Below are 17,658 nucleotides of genomic sequence, written 5' to 3' on the forward strand. Positions count from 1 at the left end.
ATATCGGAGACGCGATTAGGTTAGTTATTATTTTTGATAGTATTGTGAAAACTGAGGAAACGAATGACAGCGCGCGGCAATTGCAGAGCTGCTGATGCTTAAGGGGCGAGTTAAATACTGTTTTTATTCCTTAGTGAAAAAATAAATATTTTTATTCATTGAATTAAAAGGGTTAATTTCCATTCGTTTTTTGAGTGTTATTTTATTTTATGCTTTGCCGTCATTGCTGGAGTGATGAATCTACGTGTTGAACTGTTTTTGAAATAGGAAAAGGTAATCACTCTCGTTACCGATATTCGTATTCCTTCTCTGGGGATTAACTTTCTGCGCAAAACCGAATTAAAATGATTATTTTTTCCCGCCTGATTAATTAAGTCACGGCAAGCTGAAACCCGCCGCATTGACTTAATCATTCACCTACGGTCATCAAAATAAAGACCGTGTCCTATAATCGCGAGAATAAAGCATGAGCATGGGAACGAAGAGAGTTAACGCGTAGGCTCGTCGTCTGCGACGCTCACGCCCAAATCATCGATCAACGCGGTCATGATGGCGGAAATCTGGTTTTCATTGCGCTTGTAGTAGGTCCAAATACCCACTTTGGTGGCATCGACCACGCCGAGCTCCTGCAGGCTTTTCAGGCATAAAGAGGTGGCTGGCTGAGATAAGCCTGCTTTTTTCTGAATCAGACTCGCGCACACGCCGTATCGCTGATAGTCATAAAGTTGCGTGTCATCGGCGAATGCGGTGTCAGGATCCTTCAACCAGACCAAGATGGCTCTGCGCGTAGGATGAGAAAAAGCTTTGAGCGCCTCGTTTAAGCCCATAAATCATTCACCTTGTTATCGTAGTCAGCGGCACCTCATTGGATGCCGCCCGCTTAATTACTCTTAGCTTGACGGATAGTCAATATAACCTTTATCCGTTCCGCCATACAGCGTGCCTGCGTCAACGGCATTTAACGCCAGACCATGGCGAATACGATGCGGTAAATCCGGATTAGCAATGAAGGTACGGCCGAACCCGAACAGATCGCCGTATCCCTGCGCCAAGATGCGTTCCGCTTTCTGCTGGGTATATTTCCCTGCGTACATAATCACGCCGGAGAAGGTCTCACGCAGCGCCTGACGGAATGTTTCCGGCAGCTCGGGATTGTTCTCCCAGTCGGCTTCCGCAATCGACAGGTAGGCGATCCCCATCGACTGCAACAGGGCGGCCGCAGAGACGTAGGTATGGTGCGGATCGTTTTCCACCAGCCCCAGATAGACGCGCTCTTCGTCGGTCGTTTCAAACAGCGGCGCGAAACGAACGCCAACCCGCGATGCGCCAAAAACGTCGATCACGGCTTCGGTGACTTCTTTTAGGAAGCGCAGACGATTTGTCAGCGAACCGCCGTACTCGTCGGTACGCTGGTTGGTATGGTGAGAAATGAACTGATTGATCAGATAGCCGTTAGCGGCATGCAGTTCAACGCCGTCGAAGCCTGCGTCACGCGCATTTTCCGCCGCCTTGCGATACTGCTGCACCAGCGCTTTCACTTCGTCCGTCGACAGCGCGCGAGGCATGCTGGGATCGGCCAGCGTGCCGGTTCCCGGCCCGGTTTCGATAAAGACTTTGACGCTTTCAGCACGCAGCGCAGACGGCGCGACCGGCGCCGCGTCGTCCGGCTGCAGCGAGGTATGGGAAACGCGACCGACATGCCATAGCTGGCAAAAAATCACGCCGCCCTCTTCATGCACCGCGTCAGTCACTTTGCGCCAGCCTGCGACCTGTTCCGCATTGTAAATTCCCGGCGTCCAGGCATAGCCCTGCCCCTGTGGCTCAATCTGGCTGCCTTCCGTCACCATAAAACCGGCGGTGGCGCGTTGGCGATAGTACGTCGCCATCAGATCGTTGGGGATATCACCGGGCTGTGAGCTGCGAGAACGAGTCAACGGCGGCAGGGCAATGCGGTTGCGCAGCGTAAAATCACCGAGGGTCAGAGGGGTAAACAGTGAGTGTTCAGACATCATTTTTTCCAATATCAGTGAAAGAAGTTCGCCACCCTAACACATTTATAGATTTAAATGTAATGATATGACATCCTGCTCACTACCGTTGCCTCTCGCCTCGAATTTAGGCAATGTATCCGAAATAGTTAAGAAGCGTTGCAACCCTGTAAATCAATCTATAGTATTCACTCTCTAAAAATCAAACCGCCATAGTTATTCACGAATAGAGAAGATGGACCTAACCCAACTCCGCATGTTTTGTCTGGTGGCCGATAGCGGCTCCATGGCTCGCGCCGCCGAGCAGCTACAACGCGTTCCTTCCAATTTGACGACACGATTACGTCAATTGGAGTTAGAACTTGGCACCGATCTGTTCATCCGTGAAAAACAGCGTCTACGACTGTCGCCAGCCGGACACAATTTTCTGGGATATGCCCGTAAAATTCTCGCGTTGAGCGATGAAGCGTTAACGATGAGCCACAGCGGCACGCCCGGCGGACAGTTTTTACTGGGCGCTGAAGAGTCCGCGGCCCTCCTGCTGCTGCCCGAACTCCTGGCGCAATTTCATCACCGATTTCCGCAGGTGGCGATCACGTTGAAATGTGCCGACGGCGCGCAGTTAGTAGACGAAGTCAGTCACGGCGCGCTGGCCGCTGCGCTGGTCAGCTGTCCCATCGATAACGATGCGCTGCACCACTGTCGGATCGTTAGCGATCGCCTGGTTCTCATTACGTCGCACCAGCACCCTAAAGTGCACCAGGCAAAAGATTTAGCGGGTGCGGTCATACTGCAAGCCGCCGATGCCAGCGATTACCGCTCTCGCCTCAGCGCCTGGAGCCGCGGGCAGAGTACGTTGTCGGGGCCGTGGATCACGGTGAACTCGCTCACCACGCTGCTGGCCAGCGTCGCCGGGGGAACGGGCGCGGCCTTTTTGCCTCAGTCTGTACTGGCCGCGCTGCCCGGCGGCAACCAGGTTCAGATCCATCCGCTGCCTGACACGGTCGCCGACATCTCCGTCGAACTGGTCTGGCGTCGGGATGCATTCGGTCCCAACGTCGAGGCCTTGAAAAAACTGATGATTGAACGATTCTCATAATAAGCCGTTTCGCGAGGTCGCTGGACGACCTCTTCGTGACCCATAACGAACCCGCGACCTCATCGCGAGTCATTGATACAGGAATTCACCATGCAAACCATTAAAACCCGTGCCGCCGTCGCCTGGGGTCCCAACCAGCCTCTGTCCATTGAAGAAGTCGATTTGATGCCGCCGCAGAAAGGAGAAGTGCTGGTGCGTATCATCGCCAGCGGCGTCTGCCACACCGACGCCTACACCTTGTCCGGTAAAGATCCGGAAGGCGTATTCCCTGCGATCCTCGGTCATGAAGGCGCCGGTATCGTCGAAGCCATTGGCGAAGGCGTCACCAGCGTCGCCGTCGGCGATCACGTCATTCCGCTCTACACGCCGGAATGCGGCGAATGTAAATTCTGCCGCTCAGGCAAAACCAACCTGTGTCAGGCGATCCGCGCGACACAGGGCAAAGGCCTGATGCCGGACGGCACCACGCGATTCTCGAAAGACGGCCAGCCGATTTTCCACTATATGGGCACGTCGACCTTCGCCGAGCACACCGTGGTTCCCGAAATTTCGCTGGCGAAAATCAGCCCTGAAGCTCCGCTGGAAGAAGTCTGCCTGCTCGGCTGCGGCGTCACCACCGGCATGGGCGCCGTCACCAATACGGCAAAAGTGCAGCCGGGCGACACGGTAGCGGTATTCGGCTTAGGTGGTATCGGCCTTTCTGCCATCATCGGCGCCAAAATGGCCGGAGCGGGACGCATTATCGGCATCGACATCAACACCAGCAAGTTTGAACTGGCGCGTAAACTGGGCGCGACGGATCTGGTGAACCCGAAAGAGTACGACAAGCCAATTCAGGATGTGATCGTCGAGATGACTGACGGCGGCGTCGATTTCTCCTTCGAGTGTATCGGCAACGTAAACGTCATGCGTTCGGCGCTGGAGTGCTGTCATAAAGGCTGGGGCGAGTCGGTCATCATCGGCGTCGCCGGCGCGGGCGAAGAGATTTCCACCCGTCCGTTCCAGTTAGTGACCGGTCGCGTATGGCGGGGTTCAGCCTTTGGCGGCGTGAAAGGCCGCAGCCAGCTGCCGGACATCGTTCAGCGCTACCTGAATGGCGAATTCCCGCTGAACGACTTCATCACGCATACCATGAAACTGGAAGACATCAACGACGCGTTCGATCTGATGCACGAAGGTAAGTCTATCCGTACCGTGATTCACTTTAACTAAGCGGAGGTCGCCCGACATGACTGCGCCACTGGAACTTCTGGAGCAACACCGCCTCTTCGGCGGTTGGCAACAGCGCTATCGTCATACCTCTGCCGTGTTGCAGTGCGACATGACATTTAGCCTTTATCTGCCGCCAACGGCGGAGCAAACGCCGCCCCCGGTTCTGTACTGGCTGTCCGGGCTGACGTGCACCGATGAAAACTTCGCGGTCAAAGCCGGGGCGCAGCGCGTTGCGGCCGAGTTGGGTCTGGCGCTGGTGATCCCAGATACCAGCCCCCGTGGCGAAACCGTCGCCGATGACAGCGGGTACGATTTAGGTCAAGGCGCGGGGTTCTACGTGAATGCGACCGAAACGCCGTGGCAGCCGCACTATCGGATGTTCGACTATATCAGCGATGAATTGCCGCAGCTGATTCAGCAGCATGTGAACGTCAGCGACCGTCAGTCCATCAGCGGTCATTCGATGGGCGGCCACGGCGCGCTAATGCTCGCGCTGCGTCACCCGGGACGGTATCGTTCAGCGTCGGCTTTCGCCCCTATCGTCAATCCCAGCGCGGTGCCCTGGGGGCGCAAAGCGTTCAGCGCCTATCTCGGCGAGGACGAACAGCGGTGGCTGGACTACGACAGCTGTCATTTGCTGGCCGCCAGCGACCATCCGTTGCCGATCTTGATCGATCAGGGCGAGGACGATCCGTTCCTGCCGGAGCAACTCCAGCCGCACGCGCTGGACGCCATTGCCCGTCAGCGAGAGTGGCCGCTGACGCTGCGCATGCAGCCTGGCTATGATCACAGCTACTTTTTCATCGCCAGTTTCATTGAAGATCACCTGCGTTTCCACGGGAAATTCTTGCAGCAATAAGGTGAGAAGGGTTTAATACCGGCATGGGTACAGGCAGAGCTTGTCTTTTTTGAGGTCTGGCGGCGTCAGGCCGACTTTCCGGATTTCAGCGCTCTGCCTGACATGCCCGTCCCGTAGAAAAAATAAGACACACACAGTCATAGCATTGCAGAACGTCCGCAGTTTCAGGCGGTAATGCTACACAGCCAACAGGGAGTGACCAATTTGCAACGTAAGCGTGTTTCATCCGCCGATCTGTTTGCCGTCGGCTATGATGCTGAAACCAGCATTCTCGAAATCGAATTCCTGAATGGAAGCCTTTACCAGTATCAAGGCGTCGCGCGCATGATCTATGAAGAGCTGCTCGCCTCAAACTCGAAGGGCAGCTATTACTCCCGCTTTATCAAAAATTCATTTCCCTACGAAAAATTGCAGTGATCATTCAGGGCGGAACCCCGCCCTGCGCTTCACTAAGCTCACTCGCTCACGGACTCGACCCGACGGAAGGCCGCCAGCAGGCGTTCGTCGTCTAATTCCACCGGTACAAAATGGATGGACTCGCCCGGCTGGAGCGTGCGGGCAACGATGGCCTGCATCGCCGCCGAATCGTTGATGTCAATCGCCAGATCGGCCAGCGTAGTGGGCAGCCCCATGAGGCGGAATGCCGCGCTCAGTTCCCGCAACGCATCGGTATCGTCCAACAGCGCGCACTGAACCAGAATGCCGTAAGCCACCTTGGTGCCGTGAAGAAAACGCTCCGTATGCGGCAACACCGTCAACCCGTTATGTACCGCATGTGCCGCCGCAACGCGGGTGTAACGCTCGCCCAGACCGCCGACCATACCACCGCCCGCGATAATCGCTTCGACTACGTCCAGAAAATCCTGATTTATCGTCCTCGACTCAACCGCCTTCAACGCAGCTTCGCTTTGTCGCAGCAGAACATTGCGAATATCCAACGCCGTCTGTAGTCCCAGACGTACGGTCAGCGGCAGCGTCTCAGGACGAGGGCTCAGCACCACGGCTTCATACCACTTGGCGAGCGTATCGCCGATCCCGGCCAGCAGATACTCCACCGGCGCGGACAGGATGATGCGCGGCTCCACCAACACCATATGGTTCGCGTCTTCGAAAATCTCGAAGCGTAAGGCTTGCCCTTCATCGTTATACCAGACGGACAGCGGCGTCCACGCTGCGCAGGTTGCGGCAATGGTCGGGATCGCCACGAGCGGTACGCCCAGACGGCGCGCGACCACTTTGGCGGTATCCAGCACCGCCCCGCCGCCCACGCCAATCACGACAGAACGATCGTCACCCGCCAAAGCGACCAGTCTTTCAACTTCGCTTTCGCTACAGTGGGCGGCAAACAGCGCCTGTTTCACGCCTTCCGCCGAAAATTCAGCGGGTAGATAAGGTTTCACGGCGTTCAGCGCACGCTCGCCGTGGATCCATAGCGCCTGTGTGAGCACCGGCGCAGGATAAAAATCGGTCAGTTTGTCGATAGCCCCTGGAAAGGAAAAGTAATTTGCCGGCCCAACCTGGACGCGGATAGGTGATGTACTCATTATCGATAATTCCTTGCGTGACAACATGTTGGCTTTTTATTGCGGCTGGGGCGGTCGCCCCGATTGCGGTTTTGTCATCAGACCGTCAACGCATCTTAAAATCATCAGGCCCTATTCTTAATCACTTTTTTGCTTAAGTTATGCTTTTTCATTTTCAAACGCCGCGCGAATCCCCTGTATTCAGCATTCTTTATCTCAAAAAAGTGTGTTAATTTTCAGCCGGCTAACGCCACTATCCCTTACCGCCGAGACGAGTTGCCGTAGTTATGTCCATTGCCCACCGTTCACGCTTGGAAATGCGCGACATTTCCATCTCCTTCGCCGGCTTCCCGGCGTTAAAACAGGTGCAGTTTGCCCTGGAGGGCGGTTCTATTCACGCTCTGACGGGCGCTAACGGCGCCGGAAAATCCACCCTGATGGCGATTTTGTCAGGGTCTCACGACCGCTACACCGGCGATATTCTGCTGGACGGCGAAGCCATTTCTATCCACTCCCCGCGTGATGCCAAACGTTACGGCATTCATCTGGTGCAGCAGGAAGTCGACGCGGCGCTGGTGCCCACGCTGTCGGTCGCCGAAAACATCATGCTGGATACGCTGGCGCAAAATGGCCACGGTCTGAACTGGCCGTACATCCGCCGTCAGGCCACGGCGCTGCTCGACCAACTGGGAATTACCCTCAACGTGCGTCGCCGTATGGAACACTGCACGCTGGCGGAAAAACAGCAGGTGTTACTGGCGCGCGCGCTGTCCCATGACTGCCGTTTTCTCATCCTCGACGAGCCGACGGCCCCGCTGGATCAGGAAGAAAGCGAACGCCTCTTTGCCGTCGTACGCCGCCTGCAGGCGGAAGGCATTGGGATCGTGTTTATTTCGCACCGCATTCACGAACTGAAAGCGATTTGCGACACGCTGACCGTGCTTCGCGACGGCCAATTCGTCAGCCGCACATCGATGCAGGGACTGAGCAGCGAACAAATCGTTGAAAATATGCTCGGTCATCAGTTAACCGATATCTTCCCTCCCCGCTCACGGGTATCGCATGAAGAGACGCTGTTGCGCGTTGAGGGCCTGCACGACGACACCCTGCTGCGGGATATCTCACTGACGCTGCGCAAAGGGGAAATTCTGGGTATCGCCGGTCTGGCGGGCGCCGGAAAGACGGAGCTGTGCAAGGCGCTGTTTGGCGCAAGCCGCAGCCGCCTTCACGCGGGAGAATATCGGGCTAAGCCCTGGAAACCGCGCTCCCCTGCCGACAGCGTCGCCGCTGGGATCGCGCTGGTGCCGGAAGAGCGCCGTAAAGAGGGGATATTCATTGATGACACCGTATCCATGAATCTGAGTATCGCCGCCAGCGACAGCTTCTCCCGCTGGGGCGTGTTTAGTGGACGTCAGGCCGCCGCCTGGGCAAAAAAGTTGATCCAGCAACTGAACATCCGCACTCGTGGGCCGCAACAGACCATTCGCCGGTTATCCGGCGGAAATCAGCAAAAGGTCGCCATCGGCAAATGGATGCGCAGCGATATGCAGGTGCTGATTTTCGACGAACCGACCAAGGGCGTGGATATCAAGGCCAAACAGGATTTATTTGGATTGATGGGAGAACTGTCTCAACAAGGGAAAGGGATTATTTACGCCTCAGGTGAATTCTCCGAACTGGTGGGACTGTGCGATCGCATCTGCGTGCTGTGGGATGGCCGTATCGTAGCGGAACTGGACGCCGCGACGACGGACGAAGAAACTCTTTTATTGTATTCAACCGGAGGAACTCCTGCGTGAGTCAGCCACATTCATCTAACGGGGCTCTCCCTGTCATTCATCGTCTGTTCGATTTTCTGTACAAATGGGGCATGCTGCTGACCGTTGTCGCGCTGGTAGTGCTGTTTGGACTGGCCTCCGATAATTTCCTCGACCCGTACAACATCATCAACATCCTGCGGTCCATCGCCATTGTGACGGTGATCGCCATCGGCGTGTCGCTGTCGCTGTCCGTCGGCGGCTTCGACCTGTCCGTCGGCTCCACGGCATCGCTGGCTAACGCATTGGTGGTTTCGCTGTTCGTCTGGTATGGCTTCGGCACGACGGGCGCCATTTTGCTGACGCTGGCGCTCTGCATGCTGGTGGGATTATTTAACGCCTTCCTGATCGTGATTTTGCGTATTCCTGACATGTTGGCGACACTGGCGAGCCTGTTTGTGATCCAGGGCGTGGCGATGACCTACAGCTACGGGGGCTCCATCACTCAAAACATGGTCTTACCCAGCGGCGAAATGGCCGAAGGTCTGATCCCAGAGTTTTTCTCCACCCTCGGACAGGTGCCGACTATTGTCGTGATCATGCTGGTGGTCACCGTGGTCGTACAGCTGTATCTCTCCCTGACCCAACACGGACGCCGCATGTACGCCATCGGCGGTAACCCTGAAGCCGCGCGCCTGGCGGGCATTCGCACTGCGCGTTACCGGGTGATGGCCTACGTATTCTCCTCGCTGCTGGCCGCGCTGGGCGGTATCTTGCTGGCATCGCGCATCGGTTCTTCTCAGGTTAATGCCGGTGGCGGCTACCTGATGGATGCCGTGGCCGCTGCCTATATCGGCTTCTCGCTGGCCGGCTCCGGTAAACCTAACGCGCTGGGCACGCTGGTGGGAGCCGTACTGCTGGGTGTTTTGCAGAATGGTCTGGTCATGCTGTCCGTTCCTTATTACGCGATGGACATCATTAAAGGCCTGGTGCTCGCCGCCGCGCTGGCGATGACCTACTTCCAAAAACGCTAAACATGTTCACCGGCGTCTCAACGGCATGTGCCGATTGATACGCCGGTCACAGAGCCAGTTATTGCACAAACCGGTTAAATTCTCGTTATAAAGCACACATTTCGCTTAAAAAAGTTCATACAAAATTGTGATCTACATCGTATTCCTTTACCTCTTTGTCTAAAATAAGCGCGTCCGCCCTTATTAATTTCGAGAAATATTTATGGAATCCGCCGCACCATCACGCTCCACAGCCTGGATGCGTGTCATTACGCTATCTGTCGCAGCGTTTATTTTTAACACCACCGAATTCATTCCAGTCGGACTTCTCAGCGGCATTGCGCAGAGTTTTGCCATGAAGACAGAAGAAGTCGGGCTGATGATTACTATCTACGCCTGGATTGTGACCCTGGCGTCCTTGATTTGCATGCTGCTGACCAGCGGCATCGAGCGGCGTAAGCTGCTGATCGGCGTGTTTTGCCTGTTTATCGCCAGCCACGTGCTGTCGGCAATGGCCTGGAACTTCACCGTGCTGGTGATCTCCCGCGCCGGGGTCGCGCTGGCCCACTCGGTATTCTGGTCGATCACCGCGTCGCTGGCGATCCGTATGGCGCCGCCGGGGAAACGCGCGGCAGCGCTGAGTATGCTCGCCACGGGTACGGCACTGGCGATGGTGCTGGGTCTGCCGATGGGGCGTGTCGTCGGTCAGCTGCTGGGCTGGCGCATGACCTTCATGGTGATTGCGGTCGGCGCAACGATTTCGCTGATCCTACTGGCGCGCCTGCTGCCGCGCTTGCCGAGCGAACATTCCGGATCGCTGGCGAGCGTGCCTATGCTGTTCAAACGCCCGGAGCTGGTGACGGTGTATGTGCTGATCGTGATTCTGGTCACCGCGCACTTCACAGCTTACAGCTATATCGAGCCGTTTATACAGAACGTGGCCGGTCAGTCCGAGAACTTCACGACGCTGATCCTGCTCCTGTTCGGAGCGGCGGGGATCCTCGGCAGCGTGCTGTACAGCCGCTACAGCGACAAACACCCGACCGGTTTTCTGCTCAGCGCCATCGGATTGCTGGTGCTGTCGCTGGTGCTGCTGCTGCCTGCCGCGGGCTACGAGTCAAGCATGATCATCCTGTGCATGGTGTGGGGCATGGCGGTCATGGGTATCGGTTTGGCCATGCAGACCAACGTCCTGAGCCTGGCACCGGACGCCAGCGACATCGCGATGTCTATCTTCTCGGGCCTATATAACCTGGGTATCGGCGCTGGCGCCCTGCTCGGCAGCAAAGTGAGCCTGTATTTAGGCATGAGCACGATTGGGTATGTGGCGGCGCCGTTGGCGGTGCTGCCGTTGGCGTGGATTCTGTACGCTTACTACCGTCGTACGCGGCCGGAAAGTCATCCCGCCGTCTGATACGCTGACCTGCATCCCCTCCGGCTCCCTCGCGGGCCGGAGTTTCTCGCTCCCCCGCATGCTCTGCCCTCTCCGTTGACTGCCTTCTTCCATAGCTCGTGTACCACACTCTCATCGTGCAGCGCCCTGCCATCTTCGCCTGTTCCATCACCATACGACGTCCATAAAAAAGGCCGGTCAACACGAAGCGTGCGACCGGCCTTTTCATTGGCTTATCTAAGCGGGATTATTTGCCCTGTGGAAACACCATATCGGCGTATTTCACAAAGCGCGTACGTTTCACCAGCTTGTACGTAAACCAAATCGTCAGGAACAGCGGAATACCAATGTAGGTCGCCGCCACGCCGTACCAGTCAATCTGATCCGCCAAAAATGCTTGGTAGTTCTGACCCAACGTGATAATCAGACACAGCACAAACGCGAAGATCGGTCCCATTGGGAAGAAACTGGACAGGTACGGCAGCGCCGTCAAATCCCCGCCCTGCTTAACGTACCCACGGCGGAACCGATAGTGGCTGATGGCGATGCCAAGCCACGCAATAAAACCGGTCATTCCCGAGGTATTCAGCAGCCACAGGTAAACCGTCTGATTGCCGAACATGGAGGTCAGGAAGCACAGCGCGGCCACAACGGTCGTCGCATACAGCGCGTTGCGCGGCACACCGCCGCGGGACAGTCGGCCGAAAATCGCCGGTGCTTTCCCTTCTCTCGCCAACGTGAACAGCATACGGGTTGAGGCGTACATGCCAGAGTTCCCCGCCGACAGCACCGCCGTCAGTATTACGGCGTTCATTATCGCCGCCGCAGACAGCAGACCGGCGTTCTGGAAGACCAGCGTGAATGGGCTGACGCTGATGTCTTTGACATCGGTGCGCAGCAGGTTCGGATCGGTGTAAGGAATAATCAGGCTGATAATCAGGATCGCGAACACATAGAACAGCAGGATACGCCAGAACACCTGACGGATGGCGCGAGGAATATTCTTCTCTGGATCTTTGGACTCACCGGCGGCAATCCCAATCAGTTCTGTTCCCTGGAAGGAAAAACCCGCGATCATCGCAACACCGATCATCGCCGAGAATCCGCCAGCAAACGGCGCATCGCCAATTTGCCAGTTATGCAGGCCCGCGTTTTCGCCGCCTTTCAGGATCCCGGTGATCATCAGCATGCCCACCGCGATAAACACCAGTACGGTAATGACTTTGATGATGGAGAACCAGTATTCCGCTTCGCCAAAACCTTTTACGGAGATGTAATTCAGCAGGAAGATCACGGTCAGGAACAGGGCGCTCCAAATCCAGCCAGGGAAGTCAGGGTACCAATACCCCATGACCAGCTGTGCTGCGACGAGTTCGACGGCGATGGTCACCGCCCAGTTGTACCAGTAGTTCCACCCCAACGCGAAGCCAAATCCTTCATCCACATAGTTTGCGCCATAGGTTGAGAAAGAACCGGAGACCGGCATAAAGGCCGCCAGCTCACCGAGGCTGGTCATCAGGAAGTAGACCATCAAACCAATGAGCACATAAGACAGCAACGCACCGCCCGGTCCGGCCTGCGCGACGGAGGCCCCGGAGGCCACAAAGAGTCCTGTGCCGATCGAGCCGCCAATGGCGATCATCGTCAAATGCCGTGCTTTGAGTTCACGGCGTAGCGTTCTGCCCCCTTGCGATGGGGTCTGAGTATCGTGTTGAGCCATCTTGATTCCGCTTGGCCGATAAATTTGAGGCCGGATTGTAACAAATACCCCCGGCTGGGTAGCTGGAATCGCCAATCATAAGAGAGGTTAATAACCCGCCCCAGATTATTAGGAGCAGCCATCCATGCCGCACGAGGGGAATCATTAGCCGCTCAGTAATTCCAGAGGGGAATAATGACGGTTTAGGCTTCACAGACCGGCTGGCGACAGTACTCCAGAAAGCGGCACAGCACATTGGACAGATGCTTTTGACGGTGGTGGACCAGATAGAGCGTGCGATTGAGGTTTTGCAGCGGCACCTGAAGCTCCACCAGCGCGCCGGACGCCAGCTGATCGGCAATCACATGTCGAGACAGACAGCTGATCCCCATGCCGTAACGCACCGCGTGCTTGATGGCCTCTGAGTTCCCCAGCTCCATCATCAGCTGGAAATGCGGCAACCTGTCCAGCAGCAGATGATCCAGCACTTCACGCGTCCCCGAGCCCTGTTCGCGCAGGATCCACGGCGCATTCGCCAGCGCCTCTAAAGACACCGGCCCCTGCCCGGCCAACGCGCTGTCTGCGGCACAGAACACGACCAGCTCATCCTCTACCCAGGCCTGCGTTATCAGGTCCGGATGATGACAAGGTCCTTCGATCAATCCGAGGTCGACGCTGAACTGCGACACCGCATTGACCACGTCCTGCGTGTTACCGACCTGCAACTCCAGCGGTGTATCGGGGGAGTCGTGGCGATAGCGCGCGATAATTGCGGGCATCAAATAATTGCCGATGGTACTGCTGGCATAGATGCGTAAGGCGCCGACGTCGCGGCGAAACAGCTGTTCAATCTCCGAAGACTGTTCCAGCAACGCTAATGCCTTGGGAAACAGTAAACGTCCGTGCTCATTAACCACCAGCCGCTTGCCGACGCGGTCAAAAAGCTGTACGCCCAGATGGCCTTCCAGGTCGGACAACGCCGCGCTAACGGCGGATTGAGAGAGCGCCAGCGCGACGGAAGCCTGCGTCGTCGACCCCGTTTTCAGTACTTCGGTAAACACTTCCAGCTGACGTAGGGTGATATGCATAGTGAGCTCTTATCGTTAATACTCATAGGTTATAAATATATAATCAATTTCTATTTTAAGCACGTCGCGCATAGGCTGTGCCCCAAGAGAGACCGTCACAAGGTGCATGCTATGTCGATATTCCTGGCCCGGCTTCGGGCTATTCCCGCCACGTTCACCTTCAGGCCGCTGCTGCCGGGCATACTCGCTATAGGCTTACTCACGCTGGCCGTTCTGTGGCTGGCTAATGTCCCCACGGTAATGCGTTGGGGGCTGGGCTCACTGACGTTGGCTATTCTGCTCGGCATGGTGCTGGGCAACACGATCTATCCGTGGGTGCAGGATGCGAGCGACCCCGGCGTGCAGTGGGCAAAGCATCATCTGTTACGTCTTGGGATCGTGCTCTATGGATTCAAGCTCAGCTTCGTGCAGATTACCGCCATCGGCCCTCGCGGACTGATAATCGACGTCCTCACATTAACCTCTACGGTGCTCCTGGCCTGCTGGCTGGGCCGCCGCTGGTTCAAGCTGGATGAACAAACGGTATGGCTCATCGGCGCAGGCAGCAGCATCTGCGGCGCGGCGGCGGTGCTGGCGACCGCGCCGGTGTTAAAAGCCTCTGCCGATAAAGTCGCCGTCGCGGTATCCACCGTGGTGATATTCGGCACGACGGCCATGTTTCTTTACCCCTGGATCTACGCACACCTCCAATACAGCCACGCCGCCCTGTTTACCGCGCAGACGTTCGGCGTCTACCTCGGGTCGACGCTGCATGAGGTTGCGCAGGTGGTCGCGGCGGGTCATGCTATTAATAACGAAGCAGAAAGTATGGCGGTCATCGCCAAAATGCTGCGCGTGATGATGCTGGCGCCCTTCCTGTTCCTGCTCGGCCTGTGGCTAAAGCGGCAGCGTGCCACCGATGCCGGAGTGGGAGAAACCGCGCCGATGATGTTTCCCTGGTTCGCCCTCGTGTTTATCGTGGTGGCGGGGTTTAATTCGCTCGCTTTGCTACCTACTGACTGGGTTGACATGCTGGTCAAGCTGGACGGGGTGCTGCTGACAATGGCGATGGCCGCGCTAGGGATCGCCACTCGCGTTCAGATGCTCAGACAGGCGGGCTTCAAACCGGTATTGTTGGCCCTGCTGCTGTTTATCTGGCTGATGATCGGCGGCGGCGCCATCAATCTGGGCGTGATGCATCTGTTTTCCTGATTCGGACACGCCGGACTTGCCGTCCCCGGTGCCGATAATGTCATAATGCGCTCGCCAGGCGACGCCCCGCGGTTTCCATCCCGTCGGGGCGTTCCGACATAAAGGAGAAAAGAATGAAATACGTAGGTGCTCACGTCAGCGCAGCAGGCGGCGTTGATCAGGCCGTCATCCGCGCACACGAGATCGAAGCGACGGCATTTGCGCTGTTTACCAAAAACCAGCGCCAATGGCGTGCCGCGCCGCTAACCCCGGACGTGATCGACCGCTTCAAATCCGCCTGTGAGCAGTATCACTATTCGCCCGCGCAGATCCTGCCGCACGACAGCTATCTGATAAACCTGGGCCATCCGGTGGAAGAGGCGCTGGAAAAGTCCCGTGCCGCTTTCATTGACGAACTGAGCCGCTGTCAGGAACTGGGGCTGACGCTGCTGAACTTTCACCCCGGCAGCCATTTGCAGCAGATTGATGAAAGCCGCTGTCTCTCGCGCATCGCCGAGTCCATCAATCTGGCGCTGGATGCCACCGAAGGCGTCACGGCGGTGATTGAGAATACAGCGGGACAAGGCAGCAACCTCGGTTTCCGCTTCGAGCATTTGGCCGAAATCATCGATCAGGTGGAAGACAAGAGCCGAGTCGGATTTTGCATTGATACCTGCCACGCCTTTGCCGGGGGTTATGACCTGCGGACCGAAGACGATTGCCAACGCACCTTTGAAGAACTGGAAAAGATTGTCGGCTTCCGTTATCTGCGCGGCATGCACCTCAACGATGCGAAAAGCGAATTTAATAGTCGTGTCGACCGCCATCATAGCTTGGGTGAAGGCAACATCGGCAAAACGGTGTTCAGCTACATCATGCGCGATCCCCGCTTCGACGGGATTCCTCTGATACTGGAAACGGTGAATCCCGATATCTGGCCGGACGAAATCGCGTGGCTGAAATCTCAGCAACGCGTTGAAGGCTAAAAAACCCCCTCACCGTCGCCGGATGATTCTCCCAGCGCCTGAATCCGTCACGCTGACGGGGAATGTCATTCACCTTCTCCCAATAAAAAACGCCAGTCCGAAGACTGGCGTTCATCATTAATACTCTTGTTAGCACTTAGGCATCGCTTAGAGATGTTCGCTCGGCACCGGAGCCGCCGCTGTCGGTTCCGGCCGTTTCAGCAGGGCATACAGCACGCCGCTGACTACCGTACCCGCGATGATCGCCAGCAGGTAACCGATAACCGGAGTGATCGCACCCGGAATCAACAACACGAACAGACCGCCGTGCGGCGCCATCAGTTTAGCGCCGACCGCCATGGACAACGCGCCGGTCAATGCGCCACCGATAATGCAGCACGGCAGGACGCGCATCGGGTCACGCGCCGCGTAAGGAATTGCGCCTTCTGAAATGAAGCACATCCCCAGCACCAGCGCAGCCTTGCCGCCTTCGCGTTCCGGCGGAGTGAATTTCTTACCGGCCAACAGCGTCGCCAGCCCCATCGCCAGCGGCGGCACCATCCCGCCGGCCATGACGGCCGCCATCGGTGCGTAAACCTGGCTGCTGAGCAACGTCGTCCCGAAGACGTAGGCCACCTTGTTCACCGGCCCGCCCATATCCGTACACATCATGCCGCCTAATACCGCGCCGAGAATCACCGCGTTGGCCGTTCCCATTGACTGCAGCCAAGAGGTCAGCCCGGTCAGGATTTTGGCCACCGGCGTACCCACCACATAAATCATGATCAGACCGGTAATCAGCGTCGCGATCAGCGGAATAATCAGTATGGGCTTCAGCGCGGTGAGGCTTTGCGGCAGCTTGACGTGATTATTGATGGCGCGAGCCAGATAACCTGCCAGGAAACCTGCGATGATCCCGCCGATAAATCCTGCGCCGGTACTCACCGCCAGCATCCCGCCGACCAGACCCGGCGTCAGGCCCGGGCGGTCCGCGATGGAAAAGGCGATATAACCGGCCAACACCGGCACCATCAGCGCGAAGGCGGAACCTCCCCCGATCTTCATCAGCGCCGCGGCCAGCGTCCCTTCCTGCTTGAACGCCTCGATGCCGAACACGAACGAAAGCGCGATACACAGCCCTCCGGCCACCACCATCGGCAGCATGTAAGACACCCCGGTCAGCAGATGGCTGTATGGCCCGGTTCCGCCTTTTTTACCGCCGGAAGCTGGCGCGCTGGACTGCCCAGACGGCTGGTAAACGGTAGCCTCCGCCAGCGCTTTATCCAGCTCCTGCGCGGTTTTTTTCAGCGCCAGACCGGTTGAGGTGCGGTACATTTTCTTCCCAGCGAATTTGCTGAGGTCGACTTCGATATCGGCGGCGACGATCACCACATCCGCCTGTTCAACCTCTTCGGGCGTGATAGGGTTGCCCGCGCCGACAGAGCCGCGCGTTTCCACTTTGACCCACCAGCCGCGCTTCTTCGCTTCCGTTTCGATGGCTTCCGCCGCCATGAAGGTGTGAGCGACGCCGGTCGGGCATGCAGTGACGGCGACAACGCGAGTTAAGCCAGTCGACGCCGCGGAAGATGATGCTTTCGCCGCTGCCGCTGCGCTCGCCTGATAAGGCGTGGCTTCCGACTTGGCTTTTTCCAGCAACGCATCCGGCTGACTCAGCGCTTCGCCGACATCAGCGAAAAACGCGTTTTTTCCGTTCAGCGTACTGTCTGCCTGTTGACCACCAAACACGATGACCAGCTCAGCCTCGGCAGGCTGCTCCGTCAGCGTGAGTCCCGCTTTCGGCGCTGCGGCGCCAAGCTGGTTTTGCACTAATCTGCTTTTGACTCTTCCTAACGATTTATCGAATATCAGCAGCGTTTTCATTGTGCTTCTCC

At 57.1% G+C, this 17,658-nt stretch carries 15 protein-coding genes; 9 read left to right on the forward strand and 6 right to left on the reverse strand.

Annotated elements, in window-relative coordinates; translation table 11 throughout:
- Window positions 1-488: 488 nt before the first annotated feature.
- Together CKQ53_RS15620 and CKQ53_RS15625 are read right to left on the reverse strand one after the other, a co-directional pair.
- Complete coding sequence (locus CKQ53_RS15620; RefSeq protein ID WP_085652283.1) at window positions 489-827, reverse strand: ArsR/SmtB family transcription factor; 339 nt, start codon at window positions 825-827, stop codon at window positions 489-491.
- 63 nt (window positions 828-890) lie between these two features.
- A complete protein-coding gene (locus CKQ53_RS15625) occupies window positions 891-2,009 on the reverse strand; it encodes an alkene reductase (protein WP_085652282.1) in 1,119 nt (372 codons plus the stop codon).
- A gap of 214 nt (window positions 2,010-2,223) precedes the next feature.
- On the opposite strand from CKQ53_RS15625, the gene CKQ53_RS15630 reads away from it, so the two are divergent.
- From CKQ53_RS15630 to CKQ53_RS15645, 4 genes are all read left to right on the forward strand, one after another.
- Window positions 2,224-3,087, forward strand: coding sequence for a LysR family transcriptional regulator (locus CKQ53_RS15630; RefSeq protein WP_085652281.1), 864 nt, complete (start codon window positions 2,224-2,226; stop codon window positions 3,085-3,087).
- A gap of 90 nt (window positions 3,088-3,177) precedes the next feature.
- Window positions 3,178-4,299 carry an S-(hydroxymethyl)glutathione dehydrogenase/class III alcohol dehydrogenase gene (locus CKQ53_RS15635; protein ID WP_085652280.1) on the forward strand — a complete coding sequence of 374 codons (1,122 nt, stop codon included), beginning with the start codon at window positions 3,178-3,180 and terminating at the stop codon, window positions 4,297-4,299.
- Between the two features lie 16 nt (window positions 4,300-4,315).
- Complete coding sequence (fghA, locus tag CKQ53_RS15640; RefSeq protein WP_085652279.1) at window positions 4,316-5,158, forward strand: S-formylglutathione hydrolase; 843 nt, start codon at window positions 4,316-4,318, stop codon at window positions 5,156-5,158.
- A gap of 204 nt (window positions 5,159-5,362) precedes the next feature.
- Entirely contained in the window at window positions 5,363-5,575 is a 213-nt protein-coding gene (locus CKQ53_RS15645; RefSeq protein WP_085652309.1) for a KTSC domain-containing protein, read from the forward strand.
- A 38-nt stretch (window positions 5,576-5,613) separates the two neighbouring features.
- On the opposite strand, the gene CKQ53_RS15650 is transcribed toward CKQ53_RS15645, so the two are convergent.
- A complete protein-coding gene (locus CKQ53_RS15650) occupies window positions 5,614-6,702 on the reverse strand; it encodes an oxidoreductase (RefSeq protein ID WP_094118176.1) in 1,089 nt (362 codons plus the stop codon).
- Between the two features lie 266 nt (window positions 6,703-6,968).
- On the opposite strand from CKQ53_RS15650, the gene CKQ53_RS15655 reads away from it, so the two are divergent.
- From CKQ53_RS15655 to CKQ53_RS15665, 3 genes are all read left to right on the forward strand, one after another.
- Window positions 6,969-8,480 (forward strand): sugar ABC transporter ATP-binding protein, encoded by a 1,512-nt coding sequence (locus CKQ53_RS15655; protein WP_094118177.1) that lies wholly within the window; start codon window positions 6,969-6,971, stop codon window positions 8,478-8,480.
- Window positions 8,477-9,472: an ABC transporter permease gene (locus CKQ53_RS15660; protein WP_085652276.1), complete on the forward strand. Its 996-nt coding sequence runs from the start codon at window positions 8,477-8,479 to the stop codon at window positions 9,470-9,472. Before CKQ53_RS15655 ends, CKQ53_RS15660 begins: the two co-directional genes overlap by 4 nt.
- Window positions 9,473-9,674: 202 nt before the next feature.
- Complete coding sequence (locus tag CKQ53_RS15665; protein WP_094118178.1) at window positions 9,675-10,865, forward strand: sugar transporter; 1,191 nt, start codon at window positions 9,675-9,677, stop codon at window positions 10,863-10,865.
- Window positions 10,866-11,091: 226 nt separating this feature from the next.
- Here the strand turns inward: CKQ53_RS15665 and CKQ53_RS15670 are convergent, their stop codons facing one another.
- The gene (locus tag CKQ53_RS15670) at window positions 11,092-12,564 is read right to left on the reverse strand and encodes an amino acid permease (protein ID WP_094118179.1); all 1,473 of its coding nucleotides are present in this window, start codon (window positions 12,562-12,564) and stop codon (window positions 11,092-11,094) included.
- 182 nt (window positions 12,565-12,746) lie between these two features.
- Window positions 12,747-13,631 (reverse strand): DNA-binding transcriptional regulator YeiE, encoded by an 885-nt coding sequence (gene yieE, locus CKQ53_RS15675; protein ID WP_085652273.1) that lies wholly within the window; start codon window positions 13,629-13,631, stop codon window positions 12,747-12,749.
- A 111-nt stretch (window positions 13,632-13,742) separates the two neighbouring features.
- Here yieE and CKQ53_RS15680 point away from each other — a divergent pair, with 111 nt between their 5' ends.
- Window positions 13,743-14,822 carry a YeiH family protein gene (locus CKQ53_RS15680; protein WP_094118180.1) on the forward strand — a complete coding sequence of 360 codons (1,080 nt, stop codon included), beginning with the start codon at window positions 13,743-13,745 and terminating at the stop codon, window positions 14,820-14,822.
- A 113-nt stretch (window positions 14,823-14,935) separates the two neighbouring features.
- Window positions 14,936-15,787: a deoxyribonuclease IV gene (gene nfo / locus CKQ53_RS15685; protein WP_094118181.1), complete on the forward strand. Its 852-nt coding sequence runs from the start codon at window positions 14,936-14,938 to the stop codon at window positions 15,785-15,787.
- Window positions 15,788-15,934: 147 nt separating this feature from the next.
- Here the strand turns inward: nfo and fruA are convergent, their stop codons facing one another.
- Window positions 15,935-17,647: a PTS fructose transporter subunit IIBC gene (gene fruA, locus CKQ53_RS15690; protein ID WP_094118182.1), complete on the reverse strand. Its 1,713-nt coding sequence runs from the start codon at window positions 17,645-17,647 to the stop codon at window positions 15,935-15,937.
- Window positions 17,648-17,658: the final 11 nt, after the last annotated feature.

The organism is Lonsdalea britannica, assembly GCF_003515985.1.
Classification (GTDB): domain Bacteria; phylum Pseudomonadota; class Gammaproteobacteria; order Enterobacterales; family Enterobacteriaceae; genus Lonsdalea; species Lonsdalea britannica.

Coding starts and splice junctions, on each gene's coding strand:
- nfo (WP_094118181.1), top strand. CDS start 14,936: ATGAAATACGTAGGTGCTCACGTCAGCGCAGCAGGCGGCGTTGATCAG.
- CKQ53_RS15635 (WP_085652280.1), top strand. CDS start 3,178: ATGCAAACCATTAAAACCCGTGCCGCCGTCGCCTGGGGTCCCAACCAG.
- CKQ53_RS15630 (WP_085652281.1), top strand. CDS start 2,224: ATGGACCTAACCCAACTCCGCATGTTTTGTCTGGTGGCCGATAGCGGC.
- CKQ53_RS15620 (WP_085652283.1), bottom strand. CDS start 827: ATGGGCTTAAACGAGGCGCTCAAAGCTTTTTCTCATCCTACGCGCAGA.
- CKQ53_RS15665 (WP_094118178.1), top strand. CDS start 9,675: ATGGAATCCGCCGCACCATCACGCTCCACAGCCTGGATGCGTGTCATT.
- CKQ53_RS15670 (WP_094118179.1), bottom strand. CDS start 12,564: ATGGCTCAACACGATACTCAGACCCCATCGCAAGGGGGCAGAACGCTA.
- fghA (WP_085652279.1), top strand. CDS start 4,316: ATGACTGCGCCACTGGAACTTCTGGAGCAACACCGCCTCTTCGGCGGT.
- fruA (WP_094118182.1), bottom strand. CDS start 17,647: ATGAAAACGCTGCTGATATTCGATAAATCGTTAGGAAGAGTCAAAAGC.
- yieE (WP_085652273.1), bottom strand. CDS start 13,631: ATGCATATCACCCTACGTCAGCTGGAAGTGTTTACCGAAGTACTGAAA.
- CKQ53_RS15655 (WP_094118177.1), top strand. CDS start 6,969: ATGTCCATTGCCCACCGTTCACGCTTGGAAATGCGCGACATTTCCATC.
- CKQ53_RS15625 (WP_085652282.1), bottom strand. CDS start 2,009: ATGTCTGAACACTCACTGTTTACCCCTCTGACCCTCGGTGATTTTACG.
- CKQ53_RS15650 (WP_094118176.1), bottom strand. CDS start 6,702: ATGAGTACATCACCTATCCGCGTCCAGGTTGGGCCGGCAAATTACTTT.
- CKQ53_RS15680 (WP_094118180.1), top strand. CDS start 13,743: ATGTCGATATTCCTGGCCCGGCTTCGGGCTATTCCCGCCACGTTCACC.